We start from the raw sequence: 12,996 nt of genomic DNA, 5'->3' as shown, positions 1-12,996 counted from the left end.
ATTTTTACTAAATTGTTATACACTCACTCATAACGAGTAAAGGCTAAGAGGTTAGCGAATGACAGATACAAGCAAAGAGAGCGGAAAGTTGTTGTACTGCTCTTTCTGTGGCAAAAGCCAACACGAAGTTCGCAAACTGATCGCAGGTCCTTCTGTTTATATATGTGATGAATGTGTTGACTTATGTAACGATATCATCCGGGAAGAAATTAAAGATGCTCTGCCAAAGAAAGAGTCAACTGCGTTACCAACGCCAAGACAAATTCGTGAGCATCTGGACGACTATGTGATTGGTCAGGAACATGCGAAGAAGGTTTTAGCTGTTGCAGTTTACAACCATTACAAGCGCTTAAGAAATGGTGATAAAACCAGTGACGGTGTTGAGCTGGGCAAAAGTAATATTCTGCTGATTGGTCCTACAGGGAGCGGAAAAACATTACTTGCAGAAACGTTAGCCCGTTTTTTAGATGTGCCGTTTACAATGGCCGATGCGACCACACTCACCGAGGCTGGTTATGTCGGCGAAGATGTTGAGAATATCATCCAGAAACTTCTGCAGAAATGTGATTATGATGTAGCGAAAGCTGAACGTGGTATCGTTTATATCGATGAAATCGATAAAATTTCCCGTAAATCAGAGAATCCTTCGATTACACGTGATGTTTCTGGCGAAGGTGTTCAGCAGGCTCTGTTGAAGTTGATTGAAGGCACTGTAGCTTCTGTTCCGCCTCAGGGTGGAAGAAAGCATCCTCAGCAAGAGTTTTTGCAGGTTGATACATCGAAAATCCTGTTTATTTGTGGCGGTGCATTTGCCGGACTGGACAAAGTGATTGATCAACGGGTTGCGACGGGTACCGGCATCGGATTTGGTGCTGAAGTTCGTTCGAAAGATGAAAGTACGGCAGTTGGTGAACTGTTTAAAAAGGTTGAACCTGAAGATTTAGTTAAATATGGGCTTATTCCTGAGTTTATTGGCCGTTTGCCAGTGACAGCTACGTTAACTGAATTGGATGAAGATGCTTTAGTCAAAATTCTTTGTGAACCGAAAAATGCACTCACAAAACAGTATGGTGCACTTTTCGAGCTGGAAGATGTTGAACTTGAATTAAGGGAAGATGCGCTACGGGCAATCGCTAATAAAGCAATGAATCGTAAAACAGGTGCACGTGGTTTGCGTTCAATACTTGAAGCTGTTTTGCTGGAAACGATGTACGAACTTCCCTCTATGGAAAGCGTGACTAAAGTGGTTATCGATGAGTCGGTTATTAAAGGTGAGTCTGAACCATTGCTAATCTATTCCAGTAGTGAGAATCAAGCTGCTGGTGCTGAATAATTAAGCAAAAATAAAAAAGGAGGTAATCATTACCTCCTTTTTTTTATTATATGATTGAATCCAGTGATTTAACCCCCATATACTGCCATAACAGACTGAAGCGGAAGAGAGAAGAATATGAACTTGGAACATTCCGAGCGTATAGAAATTCCCGTGCTGCCACTCAGAGACGTAGTGGTATACCCTCATATGGTCATTCCTTTATTTGTTGGTCGTGAGAAGTCTATCCAGTGTTTGGAAGCGGCAATGGATAACAACAAACAAGTCCTTCTTGTCGCTCAGAAGGAAGCGGAGACCGATGAGCCAGCGATTGATGACTTATTCGAAGTGGGTACGGTTGCAACTATCTTACAATTATTGAAATTACCGGATGGTACAGTAAAGGTATTAGTTGAAGGACAACAGCGGGCAAGAATCGACTCTTTCATCGAAGGAGATTTTTTCTCAGCTCAGGCTCAGTATCTTGAAACACCTGAATTAGATGAAAGAGAGCAGGAAGTTGTTGTTCGCAGCGCAATTAATCAATTTGAAGGTTTTATTAAACTAAATAAGAAAATTCCACCTGAAGTTTTAACTGCCTTGAATGGCATTGATGAAGCTGCGCGCCTTGCAGATACAATCGCTGCTCACATGCCTCTGAAGTTGGTAGATAAACAGCATGTTCTGGAAATTCTGGATGTCACTGAACGACTGGAATTTTTGATGGGGCAGATGGAATCTGAAATTGATTTGCTCCAGGTTGAAAAACGCATCCGGAACCGGGTGAAAAAACAAATGGAGAAATCCCAGCGCGAATATTATTTGAATGAGCAAATGAAAGCGATTCAAAAAGAGTTGGGAGAAATGGATGATGCACCAGATGAGTTTGAAGCTCTAAAACAAAAAATTGATGCATCCAAAATGCCGAAAGAGGCAAAAGAAAAGACAGAACAAGAGTTGCAGAAACTGAAAATGATGTCACCGATGTCTGCTGAAGCAACTGTTGTACGTAGCTACATTGACTGGATGGTTAATGTTCCCTGGAGCAAGCGTTCTAAAGTTAAGAAAGATTTATCTAAAGCTGAAGATGTGCTTAATGAAGATCACTATGGTCTGGAAAGGGTCAAAGAGCGTATTCTGGAGTATTTAGCTGTTCAGAATCGTATCCAGAAGTTGAAGGGGCCGATTTTGTGTTTGGTTGGGCCACCTGGTGTCGGAAAAACTTCTCTTGGTCGTTCAATTGCTGCAGCCACTGGCCGTAAATATACCCGTATGGCTTTGGGTGGCGTGCGTGATGAAGCTGAAATCAGAGGTCATCGCCGGACTTATATTGGATCTCTACCGGGTAAACTTATCCAGAAAATGGCAAAAGTTGGCGTGAAGAATCCGCTCTTTTTGCTTGATGAAATTGATAAAATGTCTTCGGATATGCGGGGTGACCCTGCATCAGCTCTGTTAGAGGTTTTGGATCCGGAACAAAATAATTCATTTAACGATCATTATTTAGAAGTTGATTACGACTTGTCTGATGTTATGTTTGTTGCAACTTCAAACTCAATGAATATTCCGGGTCCTTTGTTGGATCGTATGGAAGTGATACGTTTATCTGGTTATACCGAAGATGAAAAGCTGAATATTGCTAAACGACACCTCGTATCTAAACAGATTGAGCGTAATGGGCTGAAAGCTCCTGAAATTGAACTGGATGACTCAGCGATTATAGGTATCATTCGTTACTATACCCGTGAGGCGGGAGTTCGTGGTCTGGAACGGGAAATTTCTAAAATTTGCCGGAAAGCGGTCAAGAATATTCTGTTGGATAAAGGTGTGAGTAAAGTCACTGTAAATCAAGATAACCTGAAAGAGTTTTTAGGGGTTCAAAGATTTGATTACGGAAAAGCTGAGGACAATAATCGAATTGGTCAGGTGACAGGGTTAGCATGGACTGAAGTTGGCGGTGATTTACTGACTATAGAAACTCAGTCTATGGTGGGTAAGGGTAAGCTGATTCAGACAGGCTCACTTGGTGATGTGATGCAAGAGTCAATTCAGGCGGCAATGACGGTTGTTCGTTCCCGGGCGAAAAAACTTGGAATTAATGAAGACTTCCATGAGAAGAGAGACATTCATGTCCACGTTCCCGAAGGTGCGACGCCGAAAGATGGCCCAAGTGCTGGTATTGCTATGTGTACAGCCCTGGTTTCAAGTCTGACTGGAAATCCGGTAAAAGCAGAAGTTGCAATGACTGGTGAGATCACTTTACGTGGAGAAGTTTTACCTATTGGCGGATTGAAAGAAAAACTTCTCGCAGCGCATCGTGGGGGGATTAAGACGGTATTAATTCCTAAAGACAACGAGCGTGATTTGGAAGAGATTCCGGAAAATGTTATCGCCGACCTGAAGGTTATTCCTGTGCAATGGATTGACGAAGTCCTGACAATCGCACTGGAAAAAGATCCTTCCGGAGTTGAGTTTAATGCTCAAAAATAGTGATATATAGCAAAAATAACTAATTGTTTACGCTGATTAGCAAAAAAAAGGCTTGTCAGCGTTTTTTTTGAACGTTAACTTTACTTATTATGGCTTAAGCCCTTTAATGATAAGGCTTGGGGCATTTTTAACTCATGGAATATATACACCGCAATTAATAATGATATAGGTGGCAAAGGGGAATCACAGTGAATAAAACTCAGTTAGTAGAACAAATTGCATCAAATGCAGATATTTCTAAAGCAGCCGCAGGACGTGCACTTGATGCATTCATTGAGGCGGTTGGTACAGCGTTACAATCTGATGATCAAGTTGCCCTTGTAGGTTTTGGGACCTTCAGTGTGCGTACCCGTGCCGCTCGTACTGGCCGTAATCCAAAAACGGGCGAAGAAATTCAAATTGCAGAAGCGAAAGTACCTTCTTTTAAAGCTGGAAAAGCGTTAAAAGATGCGTGTAATTAATCTGGTTTGGAATTTTGTGATTTTGAAACAAAATTAAGTAGAAGTTTATGAAATTATGCGCATCATGGTGATGCGCATTTCTTTTTTTTTGGTATCATCATCGCCAGACCCAATAAAGTTATTTAAGTTTATTCAATTTAAAACTGATGAAGCATGAGGCTTTAGAGCCTGGAGAACAATTAGATTATGATGGATCGGTTACGCGAAGGTGTGAATAGCATCGCGATTAAGATTATCCTTGGAGTTATTATTCTTTCATTTGTTTTTGCTGGCGTGAGTAGCTATCTCGTTAGTGGAAAGAATAATTCTGCTGCCAAAGTTGGCGATACAAAAATTAGCCGGGTTGCATTTGATAAAGCCTATCAGACTGAACGTAATCGAATGCAGTCGCAACTGGGTGATTATTTCTCAAATATGATCTCAGATCCTGGTTATGTGGCGTCATTTAAACGCTCTGTATTAGAAAAAATGGTTAATGATGTCCTGATCAAGCAGTATGCCCAGTCATTGGGGCTGAGAATTAGTGATAGCCATATTCGGCAGACTATACTTGATATTCCTCAGTTTAAGTCAGATGGCAAGTTTAATCAGGAAACATATCAATCACTTCTGCGTGCTAACGGATTTACGCCTGACTCTTTTGCTGAGCAGATGCGCAGTGATATGTTAAAAAGTCAAATTATCGATGCAATTCAGACAAGTGAATTTTCTTTGGAGAGTGAAGTGACTGCTCAGGCTTCGCTTTTTTCTCAAAAGAGAGACATCCGTACTGCGGTTATGCGTGTGGATGATTATGCTAAGAAAGTTAAATTAAGCGATGATGAAATTAATGAGTATTACAAAACTCATCAAAATGATTTCATGCGTCCAGAACAATTTAAGGTTTCTTATATCGAATTATCAGCAAAGAAACTTAAAGCAAAAATCAAAGTTTCTGATGAAGAATCCCGGAAATATTATCAGGATCATCAAGATCAATACTCAACACAGGAACAACTGAAAGTCAGTCACATCTTGGTGAAGGATAAAAACGAAGCTGAAGACATTCTCAAGCAGTTAAAAGCGGGAAAAAATTTTTCTGCATTAGCTAAAGATAAATCTCAGGATCCAGGTAGTGCAAAACAGGGCGGGCAGTTAGATTGGTTCGAACATGGTGTTATGGACCCGGCATTTGAAAAAGCCGCATTTGCTCTAAAGAAAATTGGTGGATTATCTGATGTTGTCAAGTCAACATTTGGTTATCACATTATTCGTCTGGATGGTATGAAGCCATCGGTGGTAAAACCATTTGATGAAGTTAAATCTGACATTGCTTCAACCCTGAGCGATGAGAAGGCCGCTGATAGTTTTTACAAGCTACAAAGTGAGTTAGAAAAAGTTGCATTTGAAAGTCCGGACTCTTTAGATGATGCTGCGAAGGTGATTGACTCTAAAGCTCAGACGACAGACTTTGTTTCTATAAATGAATTACCAAAAGTAATTAGCTCTTCTAAAGTAAAAGATGCCTTGATGAATAATCCTGAAGTTAAAGATGAAGGGCTTAATTCATCTGTGATTGAAATTGCACCTGAAGATGTTGTTGTTGTCCGGGTTGAAGAAGTTCGGCCAGAACAAGTGCTTGCTTTAGATAAAGTTCATGACAAAGTTGTTGCTAAACTGTCTCGTATCAAGGGCGAGCAGGAAGCTTCTTCAGTTGCTCAGAAACTACTGGCATCTTTACAGCAGGGTGATCAGTCCCTACTGAAAAAAAATCAGCTTGCTTTTGGTAAATCATCATCAATCGACAGGAGCTCTCCGCTATCTCATGCCGTATTTGCAATGAAAAAACCTGAAAATGGTGGTGTTGTTTATGGACAAACGAAAGATCAGAATGGTGATATTGTTTTCGTTGAACTGATAAAAGTTACGACAGAAGTCAATGAGCAGTTCAGTAAAAGCTTAGCAGCTCAGATGGTTCGGTCCGGAAGCCAGCAAGATATGAAAGATCTATTAGAAGTATTACGTTCTAATACAGATATCGAATATTATCTTACTGCTCAGTAGCGTTTTTTATGTAATTGATATGTTTGTTTGTACGGGCTGCGAGTGCAGCCCGTGCTGTATTTCAGGGATTACTATCGATCTTCTTCTCCGGTTAAATAAGATGAACTTGTTGTTTAACCAGGAGAAAACATATGTTAAAAAATTTATTGATTATCTTTTTTGCTCTGTACCTGCCTTGTCAAGTGTCATATGCCCAATCTTCAACAGAGGGCGAAACTGTTGGGCAGTCTGAGTTGTTAGCTGTGGATGTGAACACCGCATCCGCGGAAGAAATGGCTGCTATATTTAAAGGAATAGGATTAAAAAAAGCTCAGGCAATTGTTGATTACAGAAATGAACATGGCTCATTTAAATCTGCTCAAGAGCTGACCAATGTCAAAGGCATTGGATTATCTTTGCTTGAAAGAAACAGCGATTATATTCATTTACAGTAATTTGAAGAAAATGTGAACAATAAAAGCGGGGCTTATGAATACATAAGCCCCGCTTTTATCATGTTTTTTGAAGAATTTAAGCTTTTAGAAATCTTTGGTAGCCCCGTAAAAATATACACATTATAATTGTCCGCTGAGTGAAATCCTGAAACTTTAGAATCGTAAATATAGCTGTCTTGTATAATGGAGAAAACCATGTCCTTTGATGCACCAGTAATAACTGTAGATGGACCAAGTGGAGCCGGAAAGGGCACACTATGCATGATGTTGGCTAAAAAGCTTGGCTTTGAACTTCTGGATTCGGGGGCTTTATACCGTGTTCTTGCATTAGCTGCGATCCATCATGGTGTTGATACTGAGTCAGAGACAGCTCTTGTTCCGTTAGCGACTCATCTTGATGTTGAATTTATTGCCGATGGGGATTTGGTGAAAGTATTCTTAGAAGGCGAGGATGTTTCCCATGAATTACGTAAAGAAGACACTGGAATGGCAGCTTCCAGAATTGCAGCTTTGCCACGAGTCAGGGAAGCCTTGTTAAGACGTCAGCGATCTTTTGCCAACAACAAAGGTCTGGTTGCTGATGGCCGGGATATGGGGACGATTGTTTTTCCAGATGCCAAAGTGAAAATATTTTTAGACGCAAGTGCCGAAGAACGTGCAAAAAGACGTTTTAATCAGTTGCAAAATAAAGGTCTGGATGTTAAATTCGATGATCTTTTAAGCGAAATAAAAGTGCGTGATGAGCGAGACAGAAATCGACTTGTTGCGCCGTTAAAACCGGCAGATGACGCATTGATTGTTGATTCAACATCGATGGACGTTGTGCAGGTTTTTGATATATCTATGCAATATATAAAATCTGAACTGGTTACGGATATCGAATGATAACTTAATTATTTCAGAGAACGTTGATCGCAAGGATGATGATTAGCGAAGTTAATAACCCCATGTGGTAGGAAGCCCGTGGACGTTTAAATTATTGAAGATTAAATAAATGACTGAATCTTTTGCTCAACTCTTTGAAGAGTTTCTAAGTGAGACTGAGTTCCAGGCCGGTACTATTGTTAAAGGTACTGTTGTCGCTATTGAAAATGGCTTTGTTCTTGTAGACGCTGGATTGAAATCTGAATCGGCTATCCCTGCAGAACAATTTAAAAATGCATCTGGCGAACTTGAAGTTGAAGTTGGCTCTGAAGTCGATGTTGCACTTGATGCCGTAGAAGATGGCTTTGGTGAAACTCAGCTTTCTCGTGAGAAAGCAAAACGCCATGAAGCTTGGATTGTTCTTGAGAAAGCCTATGAAGAAGCAGAAACTGTTGTTGGTGTTATCAACGGAAAAGTTAAAGGTGGCTTTACTGTTGAACTGAATGGTATCCGTGCTTTCCTTCCTGGTTCTCTTGTAGACGTACGTCCTATTCGTGATACAACTCATTTAGAAAACAAAGAGCTCGAGTTTAAAGTAATTAAACTTGATCAAAAGCGTAATAATGTTGTTGTATCTCGTCGTGCTGTTATCGAATCAGAAAACAGTGTTGAGCGTGATGAGCTTCTTGAAACTCTCCAAGAAGGTACTGAAGTTAAAGGTATTGTTAAGAACCTGACTGATTACGGTGCATTCGTAGATTTAGGCGGTGTTGATGGCCTGCTTCACATCACTGATATGGCGTGGAAACGTGTTAAACATCCATCTGAAATCGTGAATGTTGGTGATGAAATTTTAGTGAAGGTACTGAAGTTTGATCGTGACCGTACTCGTGTTTCTCTGGGCCTGAAGCAATTAGGCGAAGATCCATGGGTAGCTATTGCTAAGCGTTACCCTGAAGGGCATAAACTTTCGGGTCGTGTCACTAACCTGACTGATTACGGCTGTTTCGTTGAAATCGAAGAAGGCGTAGAAGGTTTGGTTCACGTTTCAGAAATGGATTGGACGAATAAGAACATTCACCCTTCAAAAGTTGTGAATGTTGGCGATGAAGTTGAAGTCATGGTTCTTGATATTGATGAAGAACGTCGTCGTATTTCTCTTGGTCTGAAGCAATGTAAAGCTAATCCTTGGCAAGAATTTGCTGAAGGTCAGACTAAAGGTGACAAAGTAACTGGTAAGATCAAGTCTATTACTGACTTTGGTATCTTTATTGGTCTTGAAGGCGGCATTGATGGTCTTGTTCACCTGTCTGATATTTCCTGGAATGTCCCTGGAGAAGAAGCTGTCCGTGAATACAAGAAAGGTGATGAAATCTCAGCTGTTGTACTTGCAGTTGATGCTGAGCGTGAGCGCATCTCTCTTGGTGTTAAGCAGATGGAAAGTGATCCATTTAACGCATATGTATCTGAAAACAAAAAAGGTGCATTAGTCAATGGTACTGTAACTGCAGTTGATGCGAAAGGTGCTACAATTGAACTAGAAGATGGCGTTGAAGGTTACATTCGTGCTTCTGAAGTATCCCGTGACCGTGTTGAAGACGCGTCTCTTGTTTTGAATGTGGGTGATAGTCTTGAAGCGAAATTTACTGGTGTTGACCGTAAGAATCGTGTAATTAACCTTTCAATCAAAGCAAAAGATGAAGCAGAAGAGCAAGAAGCAATGGCTTCACTGAACAAGCAAGATGAATCTTCGTTTGGTAGTGCAATGGCTGATGCATTTAAGGCTGCTAAAGGCGAATAATCAGACTCGCCGAAAAAGGAGCCGGTAGGCTCCTTTTTCTGTTAGAACTAAGTTCTGATATTCCTAGAGTAAAAAGAGGGACACTATGACAAAGTCTGAATTGATTGAAAGATTATGTGCAGAGCAAACTCACTTGTCCGCAAAAGAGATTGAAGATGCAGTGAAGGATATTCTGGAACACATGGCTTCTTCGTTAGAACAAGGCGATAGAATAGAAATTCGAGGCTTTGGCAGTTTCTCTTTACACTATCGTGAACCACGTATCGGACGAAATCCAAAAACTGGAGATAAGGTTGAACTTGAGGGTAAATATGTACCTCATTTTAAACCTGGAAAAGAGCTTCGAGAACGTGTGAACAGCAACCTGTAAATCATTTTGCTTATTATGAATAGACGGCATATCTTTTGATATGCCGTTTTTTTTAGGTTGGACTGAACGCTTTGAAATATTCATGGTGTAGGCGGTGATTTTCTTGCATAATCAGGGCTGCTGGTAACTGATGCAGGTTTTTATATTATGAGAATTATAAAAATATTATCTATCATTGTTCTTTTCCTCATTGCACTTGCCCTGGGAGCCCAAAATCAGGAGACGGTGACCTTTAATTATTTAATAGCTAAGGGTGACTTTCACTTATCTTGGTTGATGGGAGTTATCTTTGTCGTGGGCTTTATCATCGCCTGGTTCATTTTCGGAAGTTTACATCTTAAGTCCAGATTGCAGGTCAGAAAGTTGAACAAACAGTTAAAGCAGTATGAAAATAAGAGTCTGGACACTAAAAATAATATTGGATAGTCTCTGTCAATGTTAGAAATACTCTTCCTGCTATTGCCCATTGCTGCCGCATATGGTTGGTATATGGGGCATCGTAGTGCTCAGCAAGATAAGCAGAAACAGTCACACCAAATTTCTCGTCAATATGTTGCGGGTTTAAATCTGTTACTTTCTGATCAATCTGATAAGGCAGTCGATCATTTTATTGAGTTGCTTCAGGTTGATGATGAAACAATTGATACGCATTTAGCTCTTGGGAACTTATTTCGTTCCAGGGGGGAAGTTGATCGGGCTATTCGTATTCACCAAAATTTGATTTCTCGTTCAGGGCTCACGATTGAACAAAAGAATCTGGCACTTCAACAGCTGGCTAAAGATTACATGGTTGCTGGTTTCTTAGATAGGGCTGAGCGAATATTTGAACAGTTGTTAGATGAGCCTGAGCACCGAGAGTCAGCGTTACTCCAATTGACTTCTATTTACCAGCAAACCCGGGAATGGATAAAAGCTATTGATTGTGCTCATGCTTTAGTCAGGCTTGGAAGAAAAAAAATGCGAAGCAGTATTGCTCATTTTTGGTGTGAATTAGCTTCAGATGCTTATGCTTTAAGAGATGAGGTGAAAGCGGTTCAGCTCTATAGAAAAGCTTTATCTGAAGACCCACAGTGTGTCAGAGCCAGTATTGAGTTAGGTAAGCTATATCTGGAAAAAGAAGATTATAAGCAGACGATTCATTATATGGAGAATGTTCTTGAACAAGATGCTGACTTTGTGGGTGAAATTTTATCTACTCTTGCTGATTGTTATCATCACCTTGGGCAAGAACAAGAATTAATTCAATTTTTAAAGCGTTGTATAAATGCTCATGCGGGTGCTTCTTCAGAATTGATGTTGGCCCAGTTGGTTGCTCACCATGAAGGGACTGGGGCTGCTTTGGATTTATTAACAAAACAGCTGGCGAAGAACCCAACAATGAAAGGGTTTTATCGTTTGATGGATTACCATCTGGCTGAAGCTGAGGAAGGACGGGCGAAAGAAAGTCTCTCAGCTCTTCAGAGTATGGTTGGTGAGCAAATGAGAATTAAACCTGATTATCGCTGTAGAAAGTGTGGGTTTTCTTCTCATTCTTTATATTGGTATTGCCCTTCCTGCAAGAGCTGGGGAAAGGTGAAACCTATTCGTGGTTTGGATGGAGAGTAATTCCACTACGTAACGTTTGTTATTGTAACTATAATTTATACTAATTCAGAGGAGTCAAAATGAACGACCCAAAAGTGATTGTGGCGTTAGATTATAATAATCAGTCTGAGGCACTTCGTTTTGTCGATAGGATTGATCCAACAAGTTGTCGTTTGAAAGTTGGAAAGGAGATGTTTACGCTGTTTGGGCCTGATTTTGTTCGTCAATTGCACCAACGTGACTTTTCTGTATTTTTAGACTTAAAGTTTCATGATATTCCGAATACCTGTTCAAAGGCAGTCAAGGCCGCAGCTGACCTTGGCGTATGGATGGTGAATGTTCATGCGAGTGGTGGTGAGCAGATGATGACTGCAGCCCGTGAAGCTTTAGTTTCTTATGGAGATGATAAACCTTTATTGATTGGTGTGACAGTTCTGACAAGTATGTCTCAATCAGACCTGAAAAGTATTGGTGTGGATGTAACACTTCAGGAACATGTTTCCAGATTAGCTAAGCTAACAAAAAATTCGGGTTTAGATGGTATTGTTTGCTCAGCACAGGAAGCAAACTATCTGAAATCAGAATTTGGCGAAAAGTTTAAACTGGTTACACCCGGAATCAGACCAGCAGGCTCTGACAAAGGTGATCAAAAACGTGTAATGACACCGCAAGAAGCGATACAGGCCGGCTCTGATTATCTGGTTATCGGGCGCCCAATTACTCAAGCGAAAGAGCCATCAGTTGTTCTTTCTCAAATTAATGCTTCACTCGTTTAATCTTTTGTCCTTTTTCTGATTCGTATTGAGAGCCATATAAAAAGGTTGTATATATCAATACAACCTTTTATTCAGGTAAACCACTATGAAACTTAAAATCTTGATCAGGGCTTGAGATTAATTCAGCTTCAATCTGACCAAATTCTTGTATTCGGGTTGAGATGTCTTTCTGTGTGATTGACTGTGCCAGATTAAGATAATCCTGAAAATGCCTTGCTTCTGAACGAAGCAGAGAAACATAGAAGCTGGATATATCAGCATCCATATATGGTGCTAATCTGGCAAATCGCTCGCACGAACGAGCTTCGATATAAGCGCCGATGATCAGTTTATCCACTAATGTATCTGGTTCATACGTTTTAACATGAGAAAACATGCCTTTTGCATATCTGCTCGCAGGAACACTTTGGTACTGAATTCCTTTCAGCGCCATGATTTCAAGTACCTGATAGAAATGGTGCAGTTCTTCTTTAATCAGTAATACCATTTTATCAATAAGCTGTTGGCTGTATGAAGAATCAGATTTGACGATGATACTCTTTGAAAAGTTATTTTTATCTTTTAAGGTTTCTATATTCCCAATGTTTTTATAAGCAAATTCTTCATAGGGTTTGAGCCAATCCTGTAAAAACAAGGCACTACTTTTGTCGGCTGCATATTTTTTAACCAGAAGCATTGCTGATTGACCAGCCTTTAACTCACAAAGGAGGTGGTCTGTTAAAATGATAGCCAGATTTTCTGGTTTTTGGGCTTTGGCAAGCCATTCTTTTGGTGTGTCACACTGGAGAAATGTCTGTATTGGCTGCAGTATCGAGGAAATTTCTAAATTGCTTAACATGATGTTTTGTACCTAAAAAAGGC

General features: G+C 40.3%; 12 protein-coding genes. 11 read left to right on the top strand and 1 reads right to left on the bottom strand.

Features of this window, described 5'->3' with window-relative positions; genetic code table 11:
• The first annotated feature begins 58 nt into the window (after nucleotides 1-58).
• The 11 genes from clpX to pyrF all read left to right on the top strand — a co-directional run bounded on the left by clpX (nucleotide 59) and on the right by pyrF (nucleotide 12,135).
• Nucleotides 59-1,333 carry an ATP-dependent protease ATP-binding subunit ClpX gene (gene clpX, locus OC443_RS11835; RefSeq protein ID WP_073579813.1) on the top strand — a complete coding sequence of 425 codons (1,275 nt, stop codon included), beginning with the start codon at nucleotides 59-61 and terminating at the stop codon, nucleotides 1,331-1,333.
• Between the two features lie 117 nt (nucleotides 1,334-1,450).
• Entirely contained in the window at nucleotides 1,451-3,802 is a 2,352-nt protein-coding gene (gene lon, locus OC443_RS11830) for an endopeptidase La (RefSeq protein WP_073579812.1), read from the top strand.
• 188 nt (nucleotides 3,803-3,990) lie between these two features.
• The gene (locus OC443_RS11825) at nucleotides 3,991-4,263 is read left to right on the top strand and encodes an HU family DNA-binding protein (protein ID WP_073579811.1); all 273 of its coding nucleotides are present in this window, start codon (nucleotides 3,991-3,993) and stop codon (nucleotides 4,261-4,263) included.
• Nucleotides 4,264-4,449: 186 nt separating this feature from the next.
• A complete protein-coding gene (gene ppiD / locus OC443_RS11820; RefSeq protein ID WP_073579810.1) occupies nucleotides 4,450-6,306 on the top strand; it encodes a peptidylprolyl isomerase in 1,857 nt (618 codons plus the stop codon).
• A gap of 131 nt (nucleotides 6,307-6,437) precedes the next feature.
• On the top strand, nucleotides 6,438-6,740 hold the full coding sequence (locus OC443_RS11815; RefSeq protein WP_073579809.1) for a ComEA family DNA-binding protein: 303 nt from the start codon (nucleotides 6,438-6,440) through the stop codon (nucleotides 6,738-6,740).
• Between the two features lie 195 nt (nucleotides 6,741-6,935).
• On the top strand, nucleotides 6,936-7,625 hold the full coding sequence (gene cmk, locus OC443_RS11810; RefSeq protein ID WP_073579808.1) for a (d)CMP kinase: 690 nt from the start codon (nucleotides 6,936-6,938) through the stop codon (nucleotides 7,623-7,625).
• A gap of 109 nt (nucleotides 7,626-7,734) precedes the next feature.
• The gene (rpsA, locus tag OC443_RS11805; RefSeq protein ID WP_262021672.1) at nucleotides 7,735-9,405 is read left to right on the top strand and encodes a 30S ribosomal protein S1; all 1,671 of its coding nucleotides are present in this window, start codon (nucleotides 7,735-7,737) and stop codon (nucleotides 9,403-9,405) included.
• Nucleotides 9,406-9,490: 85 nt separating this feature from the next.
• The gene (gene ihfB, locus OC443_RS11800) at nucleotides 9,491-9,775 is read left to right on the top strand and encodes an integration host factor subunit beta (RefSeq protein ID WP_073586290.1); all 285 of its coding nucleotides are present in this window, start codon (nucleotides 9,491-9,493) and stop codon (nucleotides 9,773-9,775) included.
• A 147-nt stretch (nucleotides 9,776-9,922) separates the two neighbouring features.
• On the top strand, nucleotides 9,923-10,201 hold the full coding sequence (locus OC443_RS11795) for a LapA family protein (RefSeq protein ID WP_073586291.1): 279 nt from the start codon (nucleotides 9,923-9,925) through the stop codon (nucleotides 10,199-10,201).
• A gap of 9 nt (nucleotides 10,202-10,210) precedes the next feature.
• Nucleotides 10,211-11,380, top strand: a complete 1,170-nt coding sequence (lapB, locus tag OC443_RS11790; RefSeq protein WP_073586292.1) for a lipopolysaccharide assembly protein LapB — start codon at nucleotides 10,211-10,213, stop codon at nucleotides 11,378-11,380.
• A gap of 59 nt (nucleotides 11,381-11,439) precedes the next feature.
• On the top strand, nucleotides 11,440-12,135 hold the full coding sequence (gene pyrF, locus OC443_RS11785; RefSeq protein WP_073586293.1) for an orotidine-5'-phosphate decarboxylase: 696 nt from the start codon (nucleotides 11,440-11,442) through the stop codon (nucleotides 12,133-12,135).
• 67 nt (nucleotides 12,136-12,202) lie between these two features.
• On the opposite strand, the gene miaE is transcribed toward pyrF, so the two are convergent.
• Nucleotides 12,203-12,973: a tRNA isopentenyl-2-thiomethyl-A-37 hydroxylase MiaE gene (gene miaE, locus OC443_RS11780; RefSeq protein ID WP_073586294.1), complete on the bottom strand. Its 771-nt coding sequence runs from the start codon at nucleotides 12,971-12,973 to the stop codon at nucleotides 12,203-12,205.
• Nucleotides 12,974-12,996: the final 23 nt, after the last annotated feature.

The organism is Vibrio quintilis (assembly GCF_024529975.1).
In the GTDB taxonomy this organism is placed as follows: domain Bacteria; phylum Pseudomonadota; class Gammaproteobacteria; order Enterobacterales; family Vibrionaceae; genus Vibrio; species Vibrio quintilis.
This window is presented reverse-complemented; position numbering and strand designations above follow the sequence as displayed.